Below are 19,662 nucleotides of genomic sequence, written 5' to 3'. Positions count from 1 at the left end.
TTAGACAGGCTGAGACCATGCGATGCATGGTCTCAGAGCGACAACCTTACGGTTCGATGGTGATGTCGACGGTTTCAGGACTGGTCTTGATTAACGTGTAATCCTTGGGTAGGTCGACTTTGATCGGAACTTTGTGCGTACCGGAATCCAGACCCGTCACGTCGGCGGTAATGATGATCAGGGAATCACTCAGTTCATTGAGTTTGGTCTGAGTGCCCGAAATGGTCACCGTTATGGGAATCGGCACCTGCGTCACGGTTCCCTGGGCGGGCTGGCCGGTCAGGGTGACATTCTTGGTGACGGTCTTGGTGGTGATGGGTTCGGCAACCGTAACCACATCAACGATGGCCTCTTTCGGCTTATTCGCGTCATCCAGCACAATCACGTCGATGGGCAGGATCAGCGGCATGGCCCGGCGGGTTTCACCCGGCTCGATCAGTTCCATGTTCAGCGATCCGGTTTCCACTTCGGAAATGTTTTTCAGGATGTTTTCCTTGGCGGTGATGCGGATCGTGGTTGGTTCGGCGGTAATCCGGACCAGGTTGATGCTGGCGTTGACACCGTCCCAGATGGCAGTAACAGGCACGACTTTCACCGGCTGGGGAATATAAGTGACCTCGACATAGCTTTCGGACAGGGTGACGTTGGGCACGATCTGACCGTCGGAGTCAAGCGCTTCCAGTTTGAGCACTTCCCGGGCCAGCTGGCTGATGTTCTTTTTCTCGGAGATCGGCTTGACGGCAGCGACGCGATCGACGCTGGCCTTGGGGCCGGACACCGTGACAAAATTCGTATCGATCTGGGGCTCGGGCACATAGAAGCCGGGAGCGGCCTCGTAGATCAGGCGGTCCTTCTTGATTTCCACCGGTTTTTTCAGGTATTCATCGACCTGGAGCTTCACCGCCGGATTGGATCCGGTCAGATTGACACCGGAGGGAGTCTGAACATACGTGACCTGAACTTCCTGTTCCCCGACCTTAAGGGCTCGCTGCGTCACATCCAGCGTGACATTGATGGCATCGGCATTAATGGAGTATAGATCATTCGCCGGCCCTTCCAGCGGCACCCGCACGGTCAGCTGCTGGTTTGGCACCAGGATCAGCCCCTTGGCCAGCAGGGTATCCGCATTCTGGACTTGGACGGATACGTTGTTGAACGTCATCCGCTGCGGCGGATTGGTTGTATTGATGATGAACACCCACAGAGCGATGGAAGCGATGATGCATAAAATCTTTATGAGGAGGTCGTTGACTTGTCTTTTAGCCATTTTTTCACCTTCTCTCTCATCGATTCTTCGTCCTTCAGCTGCTTTTTAAACAAGATCTTCAACAATATGGCTTTCAAGCGGTCCTTGTCATAGTTTCGGACCAGTTTTCCGTTCAGCGCCAGGGAGATTACCCCGGTTTCCTCCGATACCACGATCACCGCGGCATCCGATACTTCCGTCAGTCCGATGGCCGCGCGATGACGGGTGCCCAGTTTCTTGGAGATCTCGCTGGAAGTCGTCAGCGGCAGCATGCAGCCGGCGGCGGCGATCCGGTCATTCCGGATGATCATGGCTCCGTCATGCAGCGGTGTATTGGGAACAAAAATGTTCTCCATCAGGGGCGCGGAAACTTTAGCGTCAATCATGGTTCCGGTCGAGATGATTTCCCGCAGCATGGTCTGCTGCTCAATGGCAATCAGCGCGCCGGTCTTCGACTGACTCATGCTCTCCACCGCCGTGGCAATTTCAGTAATCATTTCCTCCCAGGCCCGCTCCTCCGGGGTAATGTGACGATCGTTGAAGGCTGACCGCCCCAGATGTTCCAGTGCCCGCCGGATTTCCGGCTGGAAGATGATGACGAAGGAAAGCACGCCCAGCGTTATCGCCCGGGAGAGCAGGAAATAGAGCATGGTCATGTTGGAAATGTAGGAAATGGGAATCAGGGCGAGAATAATGAGTATTCCTTTCAGAAGCTGCTCCGCCCGGGTCTCCCGGATCAGCCAGTACAGCTTGTACAGCAGCCAGGCAACGATCAGGATCTCAATGATGGAGGCAAATCTGAGGTTCAGCAGAGTGTTTTTGATCATATCGAATTTTTCCATAGTAAAACCTCTTCCTCCCAGTCGTAAATAATCTATTTCCATTATAACAACCAACCGGATGAAAACCAAAAGAAAAGTAAAAGAACCTTGAAAAGCTCACGGTTCCAGACAAACTCGGATGGATTTCCGCATCAGCTGCAATATTTATATTAACCACTGCCAGAATGATACTATAAATGTTCCGATCCATAACACCCCTGTCTAATCCAATATTCATTCCTGGCAAGAATGAGTGAACCTTACATTCACTTGATGGAATCCGAGAATATTACAATCATCTTTTTTACAAATTCCCCTCCATTTAATTTGACAATGATCACCTTATGCTTCCCGGATCGGAAGTATGATTTCGACAGCCAGAGATCGCTTCATTATGAAGAAAGCTTGAAATGAGAGTGTTTCGGACATATTTCTTGAAAACAGCAAATTTACAGTATAATAACCATAGAAACTGCTCCTTCTTTCAGGCTGAACTGACTTTTCTCCCGGGGGCTGCCCCCTGGATCTTGCCTAATTGTATTTTGTGAGGTTTAGTATGAAACGAACCAACCGCCTGCGGGCACCAATCCAAACCTTGGAACAAATCGCAGTGACCGTGCTCTCTGCCTGGCTGATGTCCAGTGCGGTGATGAATCTGGTTCACCGCCGAACCGCGGATTATTTCTCCCTGAGTTATGCTGGATTAAGCGGAACGCTGCCGTTGCTTCTGCTCTTTCTGGGGCTGACGGGTCTGCTCTTATGGACCGCTCCAGCACTGGATGAGTATGTCGGAGCCGATCCCTACAGCAGAATTCTGTATCTGAGCTGGCTGATCTTCTCCACAGGCGTTCTGTGGCGGCTGGACTATGAGATTCCGTCGGTCACTCACCTGATGGTGAATCTGACCGCCTTTATCCTGGCCAGGGAGATCCATCGATCCTCCTGGAACGGCGGCCCGCTGGGTGACCGCATCCTGACTCTGGCCGGCGGACTTCTGCTCATCCGGAATGTGTGGGTGGTTCCCTGGTCCGGACTGGGAGAATCACTGGCTAACTACCTTGGGGTCGAAACAGGCATTCTGTTCCCTCTGCTGCTGGCCTGGTTGGGGTTGGCCGTAATCTTCGGCGTACTGCTTGCGCGGCGAAGAATTCTGCCGCGAACCGCGGGTGCCGTTTGGGGAGTGGCGGCCGCTGTCTTCCTGATCCAGGCCATTCTGCTCGGCCGGATTCTGTATGCCCGGGTGGAAAGCCTCTCCACCCCCACCTATGACTTCAACCTGTTTGCCCAGATGTTCCATAACCTGGCCGAAACGCTGCAGCCGGTCACGACCCTGGAACGGAACATGCCCCTGTCTCACTTCAAGGTTCACCTCTCGCCCATCTATTACCTGCTTCTGCCTTTTTATCTGGTTTTCCGCTCGCCAGCTGCCCTGAATGTGTTTCAGGCAATGGTGGTGGCATCGGGTGTATTCCCTCTGGTCCTGATCCTGCGCCAGCGCCAGCTGAATCGGATGATTCAGGGAATCCTGTGCGGTGTTTTCCTGGTTTCGACGCCCCTGATCACGTCCAACTTTTACGACCTGCACGAGAACTGCTTCCTGGTGCCCATCCTGTTATGGCTGATCTGGTTCATTGAAAAGCGGTCCAACCTCGGCCTTGCCGTCATGACGCTCCTGACCCTGTCGGTCAAGGAGGACGCGGTGATCTATCTCTGGGCTCTGGCCGCCTTCATGATCCTGGATCGGCGGATGGTCCGCCAGGGCCTGGCTATGCTGGGCGTATCCGGACTCTATTTCATGGGTGCTGTCCGTTTTCTCAATGAGTTCGGGGACGGAGCCATGACCGACCGCTTCCACAGTCTGATCAGCGTGCCCCAGTGGTCCCTGCTGTCCGTCCCCTTTGCGGTCTGGCGCAACCCGGGATTCATTCTCTCCCAGATCTACCGGGAAGACAAGCTGCCCTATCTGATTCAGATGCTGGCTCCGCTTGGATTCCTGCCGCTGTTAACCCGCCGTCTCAGCCGCTGGGTGCTGCTCGTCCCCTTCCTGCTGATGAACCTGATGGTAGACTACCAGTATCAGTTTGATATTCGCTTCCAGTATAATTACGGATCCTATATCCTGCTGTTCTACCTGGCCATTCTATTTCTGTCCGATCAGGACAGTCTGACCACCCCCGAACCGGCATCCTTGAAGCCATCCCGGCTGACTGGCCTTCTCCTGGCAGGGGCCCTGGCCAGCGGATATTTATTCTCCGGCTTGCACCTTTTGGACTACGAACAGTATCCCGCGCTGCTCCGCACCGAAGCCGCTTCCCTGTCAGTCATGAAGGAAGCCCTGGCCGAAATCCCTGACTCAGCCAGCGTCCTGGCTTCGGATTTTCTGACCGGTGCGCTGTCCCAGCGAAAAGAGCTGTATGATCTGAGCTACAATGTCACGCCGACCGGCTATTTCCCCGCCGATTACATAGTGGTGGATCTGCGGCCGGTGTATAAGGGAGACCACGAAAAGCTCGTCCCGCGCTTCCTGACAGATGGCTATGTGATCAAAACCCAGCTGGATCAGCAGCTGCTGATCCTGAAATCGCCAACAGCCGGCGATTGAGCCAGCGCCGCTCTGTATGGAGAGGTCATGGGCTCCGAAGAAGCAATCAGCCCCTCGTTGGTCCGAATCCACTGGATTTCTGACAAACGGGGGGCTTTCGGGTTCGATGCGCTTCGGGTTGGATTAAATCGCGTAATCCAGCAGGGACAGGATGCGGCCGCGGGGCTGAACTTCTGAAGCCGGAACGCCGACCACGGTGGTGTAAGGAGCGGTGTCCTTCAGAACTACTGCGTTAGCGCCGATTTTGGTACCGGTAGCAATGTAGATGTCACCCAGCACTTTCGCGGAGGCGCCGATCACGACATGGTCGCCCACTGTCGGATGCCGTTTCCCCTTGTCCCGGCCGGTGCCGCCCAGCGTCGCGCCATGGAACATGGTCACGTCATTGCCGATGATGGCGGTTTCACCAATGACCACCCCCATGCCGTGATCAATGAACAATCCTTTGCCGATCAGAGCTCCCGGATGAATTTCAATGCCGGTCCGCCGGCGGGCAATATTGGCGATCCAGCGGGCCAGAAAACGATGATTTTTCAGGTAGAGCGAATGGGCGATGCGGTGAGCCAGGATCGCCTTGATATGGGGATAAAGCAGGAGGACCTCCCAGCGGTTTTGAGCAGCCGGGTCACGTTCCAGGACGGAATCAACATCCTCCAGCAGGGATCGTATTAATCGAATCATCAGGGTTTCCTCCTTCTAATATTTCACCATGGACAGGTACTTTTCTCCGCCGTCCGGTGAGATGGTCATGATGTTCTTGTCCTGACCATAGCGTTTGGCCAGCTGGCGGGCTGCCGCCACATTGGCTCCGGTGGAGATCCCCACCAGCATGCCGATGGCAGCCGAAACTTCCACCGCCGTATCAATCGCTTCCTCATCGGTGATCGTCAAAATCTCGTCCACATACTCTGACTGATAGTTTCCGGGAATGAATCCGGCGCCGATGCCCTGAATCTTGTGGGGAGCCGGGCCGCTGCCGGACAGAACGGCTGATTTGGCCGGTTCCACCGCAACGGTGCGGATGGCGGCACTATGCTCCTTCAGCCGCCGGGATACGCCGGTGATGGTACCGCCGGTTCCCACCCCCGCCGTGAAGATATCCACCTCAGGCAGCTGACGCAGGATTTCCGGTCCCGTGGTCATATAGTGAATCCTCGCATTGGCCGGATTATTGAACTGATCGGGCATGAACATGGAGGGATCCGCCGCGACCAGTTCCCTGGCCCGTTCGATGGCACCGCTCATTCCTTTGGTTCCTTCGGTCAGGATCAGGGTCGCTCCGTGTGCCGCCAGGATGCTGCGCCGCTCTACGCTCATGGTTTCAGGCATGGTGATGATGACGCGATAGCCCGACATGCGCCCGATCAGAGCCAGGGCAATGCCGGTATTTCCGCTGGTCGGTTCCACGATGGTCCCGTTCTTTTTGAGCAGGCCCTGGCTTTCCGCTTCCCGGATCATGCCCAGGGCTGCCCGATCCTTAACACTGCCGCCCGGATTGAATTTCTCCATTTTAAGATAAATATTCTCTCCCGGCAGCTTGACCACCGGTGTATTCCCTACAAGATCCAATGTAGTTCTGATGTCCATCTGTATAACCTTCTTTCTTTGATTTCCTCTGAAATAACTAGCAAATTCGAGCGTGAAGGTCTGCGAAAAAACAAAAAATCCATCTCTTATCCAAGAGACGGATGAATTCCGCGGTTCCACTCTAATTGCTTTTGCCCACTTTTCCATAGCACGATCATGCTACTCCACGTTAACGGGTGGTTCCGCAGCAGCCTACTTGATTCGGTGCTGTACTCCAAAGGGCACTTCCCCTGTCCTTCCAATAAGCATCCTTTCAGCCGATGAGACGCTCTCTCTAAAAATTCGTGACAGACTACTTTCCTTTTTCGCTGTATTTCCTAGTAATTCAGTTGGGATTATGTTCCTAATTATATTGCTTCCAATCAAAAAAGGCAACGGGCTCCCAGATTTTTCACAAAATTATTTTTTCTTCTCTTATTCCTCAGCATTGACGCCCAGTTCAGTCCCTGGTCATCAGATGCTTCTCCAGGACGATGACCTGATGCGTGACGCCCTCCCCGGCGTGGGTTCTGCGGTCAGTTTCGCGGAAGCCGGCGTTATGCCAGAAACGCAGGGCGCGGTGATTGTCCCTCAGCACAGCCAGCCGGATTCTGACCGCTCCTTCCGACCGAAGCTGCTCTTCCAGCCACCGGTAGATTGCCCTGGACTGGCCAGTCCCATGAAGGGAAGCCGCCGTCATGAAGAGTCCAACGTACCAGATGCCGGCTTCCGGGTAATCCCTGAGCCAGTCGGCCACAGCGGCCGGCCGAGAGCCTTGCCCGGTCTGCCCCTCAATCAGGCAGAACTGCTTGTCGACCAAAGGGTCGCCGGGCGGACGTTCCTCCAGGATCGAAAGGACATCACTCATCTGCGCGGTCCTTCCCTGAAACATCAGAAAATATCCGGGATTGGACTGGAATATCTCAAGGATCTTTTGCCGGTCCTCCTCGCCCTCAATGGAATGCAATTGATAGGTCATTGGTTTCTCTCCTCTTTTATGATCCAACGTTTGGATCCGACAGTATATGGTCCGACTGTTTCTCGATCCGACTGTTTCTCGATCCGACTGTTCCAGAATCCGCTGTTCTTTGCTCCGACTGTACCGTGACCCATTGTTCTTTGCTCCAGCTGTTCCGTAAATCGACTGTTCCGCAAACCGGGTCTTCTGGGATTCAAGCGGACAGTTGGCCGTTTTCAATGAAATGCTTCGATGCAAAAAACCAGGCGAGGCCTGGTTTTTTGAGTTTATTGAAGTTTGGCTTTGCTTACTGGAATACCGGATTAACGGTTTCTTTCAACAAATTTCTTGATTTCAGCCTTCGGTTTGAAACCGACCATGGTATCCACGACCCGGCCGTTCTTAATGGCGAGTACGGTTGGGATGGATCCAACGCGATAACGGGCAGCGGTGGAGGGGTTTTCATCTACATTCAGCTTGGCAAAAGTCACGCCGGCAACTTCACCGGACACTTCTTCAAAGATGGGACCCAGCATTTTGCAGGGACCGCACCAGCTGGCCCAAAAATCAACTAATACCAATTCGCTGCTTTTTTCCACTACGTCAGCGAAATTGGAGTCTGTAACATGTTCGATCATTCTACTTGTCCTCCTCGACTTCAATGTAAATTGATTATATCAGACAAACCCGTCAAATATTTTAAATAAAGGGCGGGAAGTATGAAGAGTTTTTTAATATTTATCGACCGGATCCCCTGCTTCGCTCTGCAGAATGATCTCCCGGGCTGACAGAATTCCGCCGGGGGCCATGCTGAACTGATCCAGTCCGAGCCGGACCAGGAACGCGATGGCTTCCGGATCTCCTGCCATTTCGCCGCACATTCCGACGCTTTTTCCCCAGGCATGGCCGCCTTCGATGGTCATCTGTATCAGGCGCAGGACGGCAGGATGCATGGGGTCGTACAGTCCTGAAACTTTTTCGGACATCCGGTCGCAGGCCAGGGTGTACTGGGTCAGGTCATTGGTTCCAATGGAGAGAAAGTCAACTTCAGAGGCAATCTCTTTTCCCATAATGGCGGTGGAGGGAATCTCCACCGTAATGCCCCAGGCTATGGTTTTGCTCCAGGGAATATTCTCCCGGTCCAGTTCGGCCTGGCAGTCTTCAACCAGGGCCATGGCTGCCCGGTACTCCTCGATGCCGGAAATCATGGGAAACATCACCTTCAGATTGCCATACACCGAGGCCCGCAGCAGAGCCCGCAGCTGAACCTTGAACAGGTCGGGGCGATCCAGGCAAAGCCGGATGGCCCGATACCCGAGGAAGGGGTTCTCCTCCCGGGGCAGATCCAGGGAGTGGGCCGCCTTGTCGCCGCCGATGTCCAGGGTTCGGATGATGACCGGCTTGCCCTCCATCCGTTCCAGAACATAGCGGAAGGCTTCCACCTGTTCCTCTTCGCTGGGCAGGTCCAGGCGGTTCATGTACAGGAATTCCGTCCGGTAGAGTCCGATTCCGTCGGCCCCGTTGGCAATGGCCTGGTCGACATCCTGAGGCCGGCTGATATTGGCGGCTACTTCAATGTCCTTGCCGTCCAGCGTCCGGGTCCGGACATGAATCAGGCGGCGCAGCGCTTCCTGCTCCTCCCGGTATTCCTGTTCCTGTTCGTGAAACATCCGAATCTGTTCCGGAGTCGGATTAACCAGGACTTCCCCCCGGTTTCCGTCCACCAGCATATGGTCTCCGCTCTTCACCCGGGCGGTGATGTTCTTCAGGCCGACCACTGCCGGAATTTGCATGGAACGGGCCATGATGGCGGTGTGTGAGGTCCGCCCGCCGGCATCGGTGACAAAGGCGATGACTTTCGAACGATCCAGTGCTGCTGTATCCGAAGGCGTCAGATCCCTGGCCACCAGCACGGTTTGTTCGGCATGAGACTCTTCCTCGGGCTGTTCACCGGACAGGATGCGCAGCAGTCGCCGGCTGACGTCTTCCAGATCGGCTGCCCGTTCCCTCATGTATTCATCCTCCAGCGAGGCAAACATCTGACCGAACTGATCGGACACCTCGGCCAGGGCTGCCATGGAAGACAGGCGCTCCTGCCGGATTTTTGACTCCACCGCTCCCATGTACTCCGGATCCTCCAGAAACATCAGATGCGCATCAAAGACTGCCGCGTGATCTTCGCCCAGATCAATGGCTGCCTGACGGCGAATTTCCTCCAGCTGAAGCCTGGCTTCCTGACGGGCCTGCTCCAGGCGAGCCAGTTCCTGACGTGGATCATAATGGTTTCCGGTCTCAATCAGCAGTTCCCAGTCCCGCTTCAGATGCACTATGCCGCTGGCGTACCCCTCGGCCGCCGCAATTCCCTGGTATATCACTTTATGTTCGCCTCCTCTGCCTTGATTTTCGTGATGAGGTCAGCTCCCGCGGTCGATTCCAGATAGCGCCGGGTGGCCGGCGGAACCAGGCGGAAAGCCTGCTCATATTCATCCCGGGCCAGATGTCGCCGCACTCTGGAGGCGCTGATTACGCCGCCTTCGGCTTCCACCCGCGGAATGATGCTGAACGCAATGCCGGTTTTCCCCAGTTCCCTGGCCAGAGCCTCATTGTAGGCTCCGGTCACTGGATCAAGGGGTTCCTCTCCCACAAACCGGTGGGTGATCCCCAGCTGCCGGGCATAGTAATTCGCAAAAATTCCTGCGTCGGTGGTTGTGTAGGCTGCCAGTTCGTCATCCATCCGCTTCAGAAAATAGGTGGGAAAAGTCGCCTGAGAAATGATGTAGGGTCCCCCGGGAAGAACTTTGACGCCAGGCAAGTCCCTGGCGGCTTCCCGGGCGATGGCCAGACGGTCGCGGAACGGCACCAGCGACAGATCCTCCTCCACCAGGAAGATGATCAGCTCATCCACCTGACGGCGGGCTGTTTCAATCAGATAGAGGTGTCCCAGCGTCATGGGGTTCAGATTCATCACAATTGCCCCGCGGGTGCCGGCGGGCTCCCCCAGCTCCTGCCGGAGCTCACCCAGGTAGGAGTTGATATCGCGATTGCCGGACTCCAGCAGCGCGGCATACTCATTTTCCATGACGAGCTGAAAGCCGGCTGCCTGAAAAAGCGGCCGGCTGGCCGGCGACGTAAAAATAAAGTAATGATAGATGCCCTGGGCGAAGGCATCATCCAGGAGGGCGCCCAAAAGGATCGAGGTCAGATTCTCCCCCTGGTGATCGGGGTGAATGCCGAAATACTTAAAGACATTGCCGCTGCGCGAAGCCGTGGCAATCAGCTCCTCCTCCCCGCGCACCACATAGGTCGCCTGGGCGTCTGGGCCATAGTTCAAATGAAAGTGCCGGGCCAGCCAATCGCGCACTTCACGGATGGCCCGCGGATTGTTCAGATTGATTTTTTCCGGATAATACATAGAATCCCTCGCTTTGTTTCTGATTCCATTATATCACCAACCGATGCTAACCCCGGTTGGTGAAAACCACCTGCTCCTGACCGGGCGTTACCGATCCCCGGAGAAGGCCCCCCAGGAAAGTGCGGTCCCGGAGAAAGCGGGAGAACATGAATCGTCCCTTTACGGAATGGCTTTCCACTCCGTATAATGGAATCATGTGTTAAAATCTCAGAGCAAAATCGACCATAAAAGGAGGATTTGTCATGTTTCAGGAAACCACAGCCTGTCATCTCACCGTGATGGTGATGGTGACCAACGACCAGGATGAAGTACTGACCCTGGAGCGGATCAAATCCTGGCCCGGCATTACCTTTCCCGGAGGTCATCTGGAAGCGGATGAGTCCGTGCTGGACTGCGCCCGCCGGGAAGTGCTGGAGGAAACCGGCATCCGGATTCATCAGCTGCGCCTGACCGGACTCATTCACTGGCTGAACCGGGAGAACGGCGAACGGTATCTGGTTCATTGCGTGCGGTCCAAAGCCCTGGGCGGCTCGCTGCACGACTCAGCCGAAGGCCCTGTGGCCTGGCTGCCCCTGGCCGAGCTTCCGACGGTCCGGCTGTGCCCCGGCTTTCTCCAGCAGCTCCCCTTGTTTTTCGAGGGCGGCGTGCAGGAAGCGTTCGGAACCTACGGTTCAACCGGCGATTCGCCTCTGACATTTGACGAAGGAGCTTAATCCATGAAACAACGCACCAATCGAATCATCAGCGGCCTCTGTCTGGCGGCGCTCCTGATCCTCTCCTACTCCCTGATTCTGGGGCGAGGCCGGGCTATTCCCGAAGCCATCGACTACCGCGATGTCCGCCATATCATCCTGACTTACGGTGACCAGACCCGGGTTCTGCGAACGGTCCACGTCAACGAAATCGAAGCCCTGACCGAAACCCTGGCTGCCATGGAACTTAAGCCGGGACTGGCGCCCATCGTACCGGGACAGGAAGTGGCCACCATGGCCATCTGGTATTCCCGCGGCAAGTATGAAAACAAGTATATTTTTATGAAGAACTCTGTCATGAAAACCGAAGGACTGGCCCTGCCCTACCATTATGTTCTGATTGACGACCACGGCATGGTGAATCTGATCCGTCAGATCGTATCAGAGCCCGATCCCCTGTCCAATCAGACGGATTCGGAAAGCATCGAGGAACAGACCAGGCCTTAATCCGGACTCCGGGTTTCATCCGCCCGAGCCGTCGGCAGCGAGGTTCAAAAAAAGACTGCATCGAAGGGTATGTCCTTTGATGTAGTCTTTTCTCTTTCAACCGCTGGCTGACCGCCGAACGTTATTTCAGATAGTGCAGGATGCCTGCCTGAGCAAACAGCGATACGAATACTACTGACGTATCGATGATTACTCCGGCGATCATCGGCTTGATGCCGACCCCTGCGACTTCCCTGAGGCTGGTTTTCAGCCCGATCGCTGCCAGTGCCATGGACAGGAAAAATTTGGAAAAAAACACGATGCCTGGGACCAGGCTCTCCGGTACCAACCCGACGCTTCGGATGGCGACCACAGCGAGAAAGCCCAGAATGAACCAGGGAAAAATCTTTGCCAGCTCAACCTTCTCCGCTGCCTGGGAATCCGCTTCTTTTTTTGCGTAGATCCAGGAAAAGATCAGAACGACCGGAACAATGAACAGCGTTCGCGTCAGCTTCACGATGGTTGCCAGCACCCCGGCCGCATCGGAAAAGGCATATCCCGCCGCGACGACCGATGAAGTGTCATTCACCGCGGTACCGATCCACAGGCCGTATCCGGTATCGCCAAGACCGAGCAGTCGTCCGATCCAGGGAAAGGCAATCACAGTAATGATGTCAAAAATAAAGGTTGCGGATATCGCGTAGGCAATATCCCGGTTCTTGGCCCGAATGGCCGGTCCCAGGGTTGCCACTGCAGTGCCTCCGCAAATCGCGGTGCTGACCGACAGAAGGCTGGCCAGCTTCCAGTTGATCTTGAAGACTTTCTTGCACAGATACCCCACTCCGAAAGAGGTCGCCAGCGTAAACACCATGAGGATCAACGCATACTTTCCAGCCTGAATAACCTGAGAAAAGCTGAGCGTGATCCCCGCCAGGATGATCCCCGTCCGGAGAATTCTCTTTGAGGACCAGTTGATCCCCGCTTCAACCGCCTCATTGGATCCGATCAGCGGATTCAGCAGCATGCCTATAATCAGTGCCAGGAGTGTTCCTCCCAGGATGCCGGCCGGGAGAAGATCGCTGATCAGAAACGCCGCCGCGGCAATTGCGCCCGAGAGCGTGATCCCCGGGATGTACTTTTTCACATGACTCATACGAATAAAATTCCTTTCCTTCTCGATGATGTTGACCTGTGTTTGATTTTATCACTCCTATTTGATAAATTAAAATTATATATCCTTATTCATCTATTACTTAAAATTATGGAGTGCCAAATAATGCTTGATTTCAGACACGAAACATTTTTAACGTTATGCTCCTGCCGAAGCTATACGAAAGCAGCAGAGATTCTGCATCTGACGCAGCCTGCCGTATCACAGCACATGAAACATCTGGAAGAGCTCTACGGCTGCCGGCTGATTGATACCTCCAACCGGAAAATCCGACTGACCCAGCAAGGTGAACAGTTAAGAGAATTTGCCATGACGGTATTTTCGGATGCCAAACACTTCAAGGAGAACATTCAGTCCCCGCAGACAGCTCCGATGCAGTTTTCCTTCGGGGCCACCCTGTCGATCGGGGAGTATGTGATGCCTGGAATCCTCTCCCGCCTGCTGAACAGATACCCGGACCTGAAAATCCATATGTCCGTCGCAAATACCCAGGTTCTGCTGGAGCGACTGAACAGCGGTGAACTGGATTTCATTGTGGTGGAAGGCCTGTTCGATCAGTCACAGTACGACTCCACCCTGTTCAGTCTCGAACGGTTTGTTCCCGTCTGTTCCCCGAAATCAGAACTGGCGCAAGGAGCGGCAAGTTTCAAGAAGCTGACCGAAAGCCGCCTCATACTGCGGGAGCAGGGTTCGGGCACACGGGAGATATTTGAAAACATCCTGCAGAAAAATAACTATTCGCTCCACGCCTTTCAGAAAGTGATCGAAATAGGCAATATGGCGGCCATCAAGAAAATGGTAGCCGATGATCTGGGCATTACGTTTCTGTTTGAGGTGGCCGGGCGAAAGGAAATTGAGGAAGGTCGTCTCGCGGTGATCCATATCCCCGGTTTTTCGGAACAGCGTGAATTTAATTTCGTCCTGCTGAAGGACAGCTACTTCCGCTCACGCTACCTGACGATCTATGAACTCCTGAAACAGACCTTCCTTGAGATCCAGGACTGAACCCTGAAAACAGGGGTTCATCCGCTGACTTCCTCAAACGAAAAAAGTCAGCGCAGTACAAAAAATCGGCATAGCCGGAACCATGATCGAGGCTATGCCGAGAATCGATCGAATGACTTTTCCTGAACGGATGATCAAAAAAACTCCAGAAGCAGTTATGCACAAGACATGTACCTGCTTCTGGAGTTTTTTCCCGAAATGGACTGCCCACCATGATTGGGGGATCCGGATTGGGGATTGAGGATTGGGGACTGGGGACTGGGGACTGGGATCCGGATTAAGATCCTCTGATTCGTGATTGGCTGCCCTGATGGGAAAAGGGGTGCCCTGATGGGAATATGAGTGCCCCGATGGGGATATGAGTGACCCGATTGGGATTGGGGTAACATGACGAGGATATCGGGGAATGATCGGGAAATGGTCATTCAAGTGGAACAGAGATTAGATTCAGCGGCAAATGAGATACTAGTCCGGAATCTGACGGAATGCACTGAGGTCAGGGGGGTGATCCGCTCCAGGATCGCTGGAACCCGGGCGGTTGTTATGGAGACAGGGGCGGCAGTGTATGCTGTCATGGTTACAAGTTGGATGAGCTGTTTTCTTGCGGGCGGTACCTGAATTTATCCAAAATGTGCACCAATGCCACCCTGGGGTGATGGACCAGTAACCTCGGGCCGGAATATTTCATGATGTGGGTGATCTTTGACTTCATGTCTTTTTTGTAGCAGCAGGTTTTGCAGTCCCCGCAGTTCGGCTTGTTCTCCCCATACCGGCAATTGCTCACGCGGGTGAGGGCATAATCCAGCACTTCCCTGCAGTCGGGACAAACTTCATTGTCACCGCTGTGGTTCTTTGCGCAATATAATTTCACCATGATTTCGATCGTGTTTTTCTGCTGTGTTATCCTGTTTGTCTGATTTGATTTCATCACATATCCTTTTCCATTTTCATATTCTTTTGACTCTGGGAACAGGCCGGTGTCGGATTGAGGCTGCCGTCTGAAGCCGGTTCTTCCAGGCCGCCCGTTCAAAGGGTGAATCATATTCGACGGATGCTTCGCGGCTACATCTTGGAGATCATTCCTGACAGGAATGGAATCAGCCAGATTACCCATACAACCAGACTGAAGCGATGAAAGGTTTTGGCCTGCCCTTCATCTTTTTTATACAGTACCCAGCTCGCCCACACCGCATGAACCAGCATCAGCAGGATCGCAGCCAGTCCGGTGAGACTGTGCAGATTGAACCCGACTGCGGCAGCAGAAATCTGATTACTCCTGGCGATGGATTCCATGGTCAGGGTACCCGTGGTATCGAACACCAGCCCAATGAAGAAGAGAACCGTATGCCACAGCTTGAGTTTCCCCTGCAGCTTTTCAGCCCAAACCCCGACCGTATAGAAAATGAGTGCACTGGTGATAAGAATAATTGCTAATGTTAACATAATCCTAACCTCCTGAAATATTGTGAATCTCTTTAGCCGGTTGAACCGGCCCAGCTCCGTTCGTTTTATGAAATACCCCGGACACGAAGCACTTGAATCCTAAGTGAACATCGTTCAGTTTGACCCTGAATAAAACCCACCGGACGGTGGGTAAATGATTTCTTAATAAATAATGCGCTTCACGATTTCACACAGCGTGTCACACGAACTCACGCGTTTCATGAACAATGTCATGAGATTGGTGAAAACAAATTCGATAAAATCATTTTCGGTAAACTGACTGGTAAAAACCCCCTTTTTTACCAGCGGATCCTGCTCGAGCGAATCAAACAGCCCCTTTTTCATATGGCTGAAATACCGCTGCATGACTTCCCGACCCTTCGTCTTGTCAAACTGAGCCGCGTTTAATGAATGCACACTGAAAAAGGAAGGGTACTTCAGGCAGCCTTTTTGAATGCGGTTGAATAAAGCCCGTAAATGGTCGGTAAAACTCACCCCGGCGCTGTCATCCCCTGGTTCCATGATGATCTCAATCCAGACGGATTCAATCGTGGACACCACCAGATCACTCTTGGACGGAAAATAATTGTAGACGGAACCAACTGAAATTCCGCATTTTTGCGCGACATCGCGGATGCTCAGGCGTTCCACCCCGGACTCAATCATAATTTCTTTTCCCGCCGCGAGAATTGCTTCTCTGGAAGTAACAATGGTATTCATACTCCACCCCCAAACTGAACAATGTTCATTTTAACAATCAGTCTTTGGATTGTCAATCACTTTCCACCCCGGACTGCCTTGGTCTAAATCCTGGCCACGAACACTCCAAAGCCGGTGATCCGACCAAAAAAGAAGAATCCCATCGAAAACATTCCATGAGATCCTTCTTTGATGAAGACAATCATTCTGCCTTTGATCCGGTCGGCTGGTCAGGTCGGCTGATCCAGTCGGCTGATCCAGTCCGCTGACCGGAGCGGATCGACCGGTCGAAGTTATGGAAAGTCTACTCCAGCACCTGACGCACGACGTCAAGAACCGAACCGTCCCGGTATTCCACGACGGCGACGATGCGCTCCCCGGTCTGAATCGGCTGGGGCTTGCCGGTCAGGCGTTCCGCCAAAGCCTGCAGTTCTTCAATCGAGTGGACGGCTACTCCTGCCTGGCGCAGGGCTTCTGCCAGTTCCGGGCGCTTGGAGTTGACCGCGATGCCGCGGTCGGTTACCAGTACATCCACTGTCTCACCCGGGGTGGTAATGGTGGTGACCCGTTCCTTAATCAGCGGAATCCGGGCGGATACCAGCTTGGAGACAATGACGGTCAGCTTGGAACCGGCCGCGGTGTCGGCATGGCCGCCGGAACCGCCCATGATGATTCCGGTGGAACCGGTGGTGACATTGACATTGAACTCAGGATCCATTTCAGTGGCACCCAGGATGACGATATCCAGGTCATTGACCACGGCTCCCTTGTTGTGGGGATTGCCGTACAGATCGCCGGACATGGCCATGTGATTCGGATTTTCCCGGAAGCTGCGCACCGCGTCCAGGTCAAAGCACTGGACATCCCACAGCGCCTTGAACAGGCCGGCTTCCATCATGCGGACAATGTAGCCGGTGATGCCGCCGGAGGCAAAGCTGCCGGTGATGCCGTGCTCCTTCATGTAGATCTCGAGTTCCTTGGCGACAGCCAGGGAGATGCCGCCGGCACCGGTCTGGAAAGACAGTCCTTCTTTCAGCAGTCCGGAAGCAGCCAGTACCTTCAGGGTATCGGAGGCGATTTTCAGGCCCACCGGATCCTTGGTAATCTGCGTGGTCCCGGAAACAATGCCCTTGGGATTCCCGATGGAATCCACCACCACCACATAATCAACCAGGTTCTGGCGAATTTCGGCGGGGCACAGCGGATACGGCTCCAGGTGGTCGGTTACCGCCACCACGACATCGGCATATTCGGCATCGGCAATGGCATAGCCCAGGGTGCCGCAGGCCGAAGGCCCGGTCACGCCGTTGAGATTGCCGCTGGGATCCGCTGCCGGAGCGGCAATGAAGGCCACATCAATGTGGACATCACCCTCAGCAATGGCGCGGGGCCGGCCGCCGTGGGTCGTCATGACCGCCGGGTGCTTCAGCTGGCCGCGGGAAACAGCCTGAGCCACGGGCCCGGACATATAGTCGGTGTGAATATCCGTCACGGTGCCGTCTTCCATCAGCTGAACCAGCGGCGCATGAGTGGGAAACAGCGACGAGGCTGCTACCCGGATGTTTTTGAGGCCCAGCCGGCGCACTTCTTCCATGACTAGATTCAGGACATAGTCGCCGTTGCGCAGATGATGATGGAAGGAGAAGGTCATGCCGTCTTTCAGCTCCAGGCTTTCCATCAGGCTTCTCAGGTCTTTCTGCAGCTTCGGCTGACCCGGCCGGGACATCTTGCCGGGACGGGGAATGCAAGGCTTTACCCGCTCGGGATCAAACACCTGGCGGTATGGCGTGACTATGCCATAGCCTTCGATTTCAGCTGGCAATGTATGTTTAGTTTCCACAGTATTCTCCCTCCTTGACCAGGTTCAGTGCTTCGGCCAGCTCCAGGGTCTGACGGGCCCGGGCGATGATGGGGGCATCCACCATTTTTCCGTCCAGGGAAAAGACCCCTTTGCCTTCCTGAGCGGCCAGTTCCATCGCCTCCATTACGCGCAGCGCGTACTGAATCTCTTTTCCCTTGGGGGCAAAGACCTGATGGATGACCGGCAGGTGTCGGGGATTGATGGAGGATTTGGCATTAAAGCCGATGGAACGGGCATATTCTGTATCCCGGGCAAGCCCCTCCAGATCTTCGGCATCGGTCCAGGGGGTATCGATGCAGGTGATTTTGGCCGCCTTGCAGGCTGATACGACTCTGGTCCGGGCATAGTTGATCTCATTGCCCGCCTTGGTCCGGATCACGCCCAGGTCGCTGGTCAGGTCTTCGCCGCCCAGCAGGACGCCGTCGATTCTGGAATCGAGGCGGGTGAGCTCATAGGCCTGTTCCACACCCAGTGCCGACTCAATCAGGGCCAGGATGGATCCGGCATAGCCGATCTCGTCCAGCCAGGGCAGAACCTGGCTCATGGTCTCCACCGTTGCCTTAGGCACCAGGATGGCATCGACTTTCGTTCCGGCCAAAGCCTGGATGTCTGCCCGGCAGAAGCCCGAATCCGGGGGGTTGATCCGCACCACCACTTCAATGGCTGAGTAGTCAAATACCTGAAGCGCTTCGCGCAGCAGACCTCTGGCGGCATCCTTCTCCGTCAGAGCTACCGCATCCTCGAGGTCAAAAATAATGGAATCGGCGCCCAGGATATCCGCGCTCATCAGCATTCCGGGGTTATTGGCCGGAACGAACTGGAAACTCCGTCTGAGTCCTTTCATGCCTTATGCCCCCCTTTCCAGCGCGGTGCGCACTCTGGCCCGGATGGCAAAATCCAGTGCCCCGCGATCCTTGGCGATAACCCGGACCGCTTCCACCTGCATTTCATCCAGCACTTCATTGATGACGGCCAGGATGGCGTCACCAAACTGCTGCTTGACCGGTGATTCCAGTTCAATGGTCCGATCGGCGGCCGGATAGACCTGGATCAGAATGTCATTGGATTCCAGGGATCCGGCTTTGGCCGGTTTATTCAGCGTCATGGGATTCCCTCCATTCCAGGTACTGAGCCTGTCCGATCTTATAGAGGTCATTGCCCTGGCTGTCAGTCAGAACCGTCAGGGGAAGATCTTCCACGACCAGTCGGCGGATGGCTTCCGCTCCCAGGTCTTCATACGCGATGATGACCGCTTCGCGAACGCTCTTGCCGATGATGGCCCCCAGACCACCGATGGCGCCGAAGTAGACCGCCCCGTTCTTTTTAATGGATTCGGTGACTTCGTCACTGCGATAGCCCTTGCCGATCATGCCCTTCAGGCCTAAATCCAGCAGCCGCGGCGCATAGGCGTCCATGCGATAGCTGGTGGTGGGCCCGGCAGAGCCGAAGATCTGGCCCGGCTTTTCCGGGGTGGGTCCGACATAATAGATGACCTGGTCCTTCAGTTCAAAGGGCAGGGTCTCGCCCCGGTCCAGGGCTTCCACCAGCCGCTTATGGGCGGCGTCGCGTCCGGTATAGATGACGCCGGACAAAAGCACGATGTCCCCGGCCCGCAGCGAAGCGATGGCTTCACGGGTCAGCGGGGCCAGGATGCGCTTCACTTGATCCTCTTTCTGATGTACATGTTGTTCCATGGTGCC

Annotated in this window: 20 protein-coding genes and 1 other annotated feature; of the genes, 4 read left to right on the top strand and 16 right to left on the bottom strand. The window is 54.7% G+C overall.

Going from position 1 to position 19,662, the window contains the following annotated elements:
* Positions 1-46: 46 nt before the first annotated feature.
* Together NQU17_14800 and cdaA are read right to left on the bottom strand one after the other, a co-directional pair.
* Positions 47-1,267 (bottom strand): CdaR family protein, encoded by a 1,221-nt coding sequence (locus NQU17_14800; GenBank protein ID UUM11860.1) that lies wholly within the window; start codon positions 1,265-1,267, stop codon positions 47-49.
* Complete coding sequence (gene cdaA, locus NQU17_14795; protein ID UUM11859.1) at positions 1,234-2,088, bottom strand: diadenylate cyclase CdaA; 855 nt, start codon at positions 2,086-2,088, stop codon at positions 1,234-1,236. The genes NQU17_14800 and cdaA overlap by 34 nt, the downstream gene beginning before the upstream one ends.
* A 535-nt stretch (positions 2,089-2,623) precedes the next feature.
* Here cdaA and NQU17_14790 point away from each other — a divergent pair.
* On the top strand, positions 2,624-4,669 hold the full coding sequence (locus tag NQU17_14790) for a DUF2079 domain-containing protein (GenBank protein UUM11858.1): 2,046 nt from the start codon (positions 2,624-2,626) through the stop codon (positions 4,667-4,669).
* A 123-nt stretch (positions 4,670-4,792) separates the two neighbouring features.
* Here NQU17_14790 and cysE read toward each other — a convergent pair whose 3' ends face one another.
* The 6 genes from cysE to NQU17_14760 form a co-directional block, all read right to left on the bottom strand.
* Positions 4,793-5,350 (bottom strand): serine O-acetyltransferase, encoded by a 558-nt coding sequence (cysE, locus tag NQU17_14785; protein UUM11857.1) that lies wholly within the window; start codon positions 5,348-5,350, stop codon positions 4,793-4,795.
* 15 nt (positions 5,351-5,365) lie between these two features.
* Positions 5,366-6,256 carry a cysteine synthase A gene (cysK, locus tag NQU17_14780; GenBank protein UUM11856.1) on the bottom strand — a complete coding sequence of 297 codons (891 nt, stop codon included), beginning with the start codon at positions 6,254-6,256 and terminating at the stop codon, positions 5,366-5,368.
* A gap of 90 nt (positions 6,257-6,346) precedes the next feature.
* Positions 6,347-6,574: a binding site (T-box leader), on the bottom strand.
* Between the two features lie 121 nt (positions 6,575-6,695).
* A complete protein-coding gene (locus NQU17_14775; protein ID UUM11855.1) occupies positions 6,696-7,214 on the bottom strand; it encodes a GNAT family N-acetyltransferase in 519 nt (172 codons plus the stop codon).
* A gap of 302 nt (positions 7,215-7,516) precedes the next feature.
* A complete protein-coding gene (trxA, locus tag NQU17_14770; protein UUM11854.1) occupies positions 7,517-7,831 on the bottom strand; it encodes a thioredoxin in 315 nt (104 codons plus the stop codon).
* A gap of 93 nt (positions 7,832-7,924) precedes the next feature.
* Positions 7,925-9,565 carry a phosphoenolpyruvate--protein phosphotransferase gene (gene ptsP, locus NQU17_14765; protein UUM13534.1) on the bottom strand — a complete coding sequence of 547 codons (1,641 nt, stop codon included), beginning with the start codon at positions 9,563-9,565 and terminating at the stop codon, positions 7,925-7,927.
* Entirely contained in the window at positions 9,565-10,605 is a 1,041-nt protein-coding gene (locus NQU17_14760; GenBank protein ID UUM11853.1) for a GNAT family N-acetyltransferase, read from the bottom strand. Before NQU17_14760 ends, ptsP begins: the two co-directional genes overlap by 1 nt.
* 242 nt (positions 10,606-10,847) lie before the next feature.
* On the opposite strand from NQU17_14760, the gene NQU17_14755 reads away from it, so the two are divergent.
* Positions 10,848-11,318, top strand: a complete 471-nt coding sequence (locus tag NQU17_14755; protein UUM11852.1) for an 8-oxo-dGTP diphosphatase — start codon at positions 10,848-10,850, stop codon at positions 11,316-11,318.
* Between the two features lie 3 nt (positions 11,319-11,321).
* Positions 11,322-11,804 (top strand): hypothetical protein, encoded by a 483-nt coding sequence (locus NQU17_14750; protein UUM11851.1) that lies wholly within the window; start codon positions 11,322-11,324, stop codon positions 11,802-11,804.
* 121 nt (positions 11,805-11,925) lie between these two features.
* On the opposite strand, the gene NQU17_14745 is transcribed toward NQU17_14750, so the two are convergent.
* Positions 11,926-12,936 (bottom strand): YeiH family protein, encoded by a 1,011-nt coding sequence (locus NQU17_14745; protein UUM11850.1) that lies wholly within the window; start codon positions 12,934-12,936, stop codon positions 11,926-11,928.
* Between the two features lie 123 nt (positions 12,937-13,059).
* On the opposite strand from NQU17_14745, the gene NQU17_14740 reads away from it, so the two are divergent.
* The gene (locus tag NQU17_14740) at positions 13,060-13,959 is read left to right on the top strand and encodes a LysR family transcriptional regulator (protein ID UUM11849.1); all 900 of its coding nucleotides are present in this window, start codon (positions 13,060-13,062) and stop codon (positions 13,957-13,959) included.
* Positions 13,960-14,536: 577 nt separating this feature from the next.
* Here NQU17_14740 and NQU17_14735 read toward each other — a convergent pair.
* The 7 genes from NQU17_14735 to NQU17_14705 form a co-directional block, all read right to left on the bottom strand.
* A complete protein-coding gene (locus NQU17_14735; protein UUM11848.1) occupies positions 14,537-15,073 on the bottom strand; it encodes a nitrous oxide-stimulated promoter family protein in 537 nt (178 codons plus the stop codon).
* Positions 15,022-15,402, bottom strand: a complete 381-nt coding sequence (locus NQU17_14730) for an HsmA family protein (protein UUM11847.1) — start codon at positions 15,400-15,402, stop codon at positions 15,022-15,024. The genes NQU17_14735 and NQU17_14730 overlap by 52 nt, the downstream gene beginning before the upstream one ends.
* 162 nt (positions 15,403-15,564) lie before the next feature.
* Positions 15,565-16,122, bottom strand: a complete 558-nt coding sequence (locus NQU17_14725; protein UUM11846.1) for a TetR/AcrR family transcriptional regulator — start codon at positions 16,120-16,122, stop codon at positions 15,565-15,567.
* Between the two features lie 283 nt (positions 16,123-16,405).
* Entirely contained in the window at positions 16,406-17,941 is a 1,536-nt protein-coding gene (gene citF / locus NQU17_14720; protein ID UUM11845.1) for a citrate lyase subunit alpha, read from the bottom strand.
* The gene (locus tag NQU17_14715; GenBank protein UUM11844.1) at positions 17,931-18,806 is read right to left on the bottom strand and encodes a CoA ester lyase; all 876 of its coding nucleotides are present in this window, start codon (positions 18,804-18,806) and stop codon (positions 17,931-17,933) included. Before NQU17_14715 ends, citF begins: the two co-directional genes overlap by 11 nt.
* A gap of 3 nt (positions 18,807-18,809) precedes the next feature.
* The gene (citD, locus tag NQU17_14710) at positions 18,810-19,067 is read right to left on the bottom strand and encodes a citrate lyase acyl carrier protein (GenBank protein ID UUM11843.1); all 258 of its coding nucleotides are present in this window, start codon (positions 19,065-19,067) and stop codon (positions 18,810-18,812) included.
* Entirely contained in the window at positions 19,054-19,656 is a 603-nt protein-coding gene (locus NQU17_14705; GenBank protein UUM11842.1) for a Fe-S-containing hydro-lyase, read from the bottom strand. The genes citD and NQU17_14705 overlap by 14 nt, the downstream gene beginning before the upstream one ends.
* Positions 19,657-19,662 lie beyond the last annotated feature (6 nt).

The organism is Clostridiaceae bacterium HFYG-1003, assembly GCA_024579835.1.
Lineage (GTDB): Bacteria > Bacillota > Clostridia > Clostridiales > Clostridiaceae > JG1575.
Note: the sequence above shows the minus strand (reverse complement) of the source record. Positions and strands in the feature narration are given on the sequence as shown.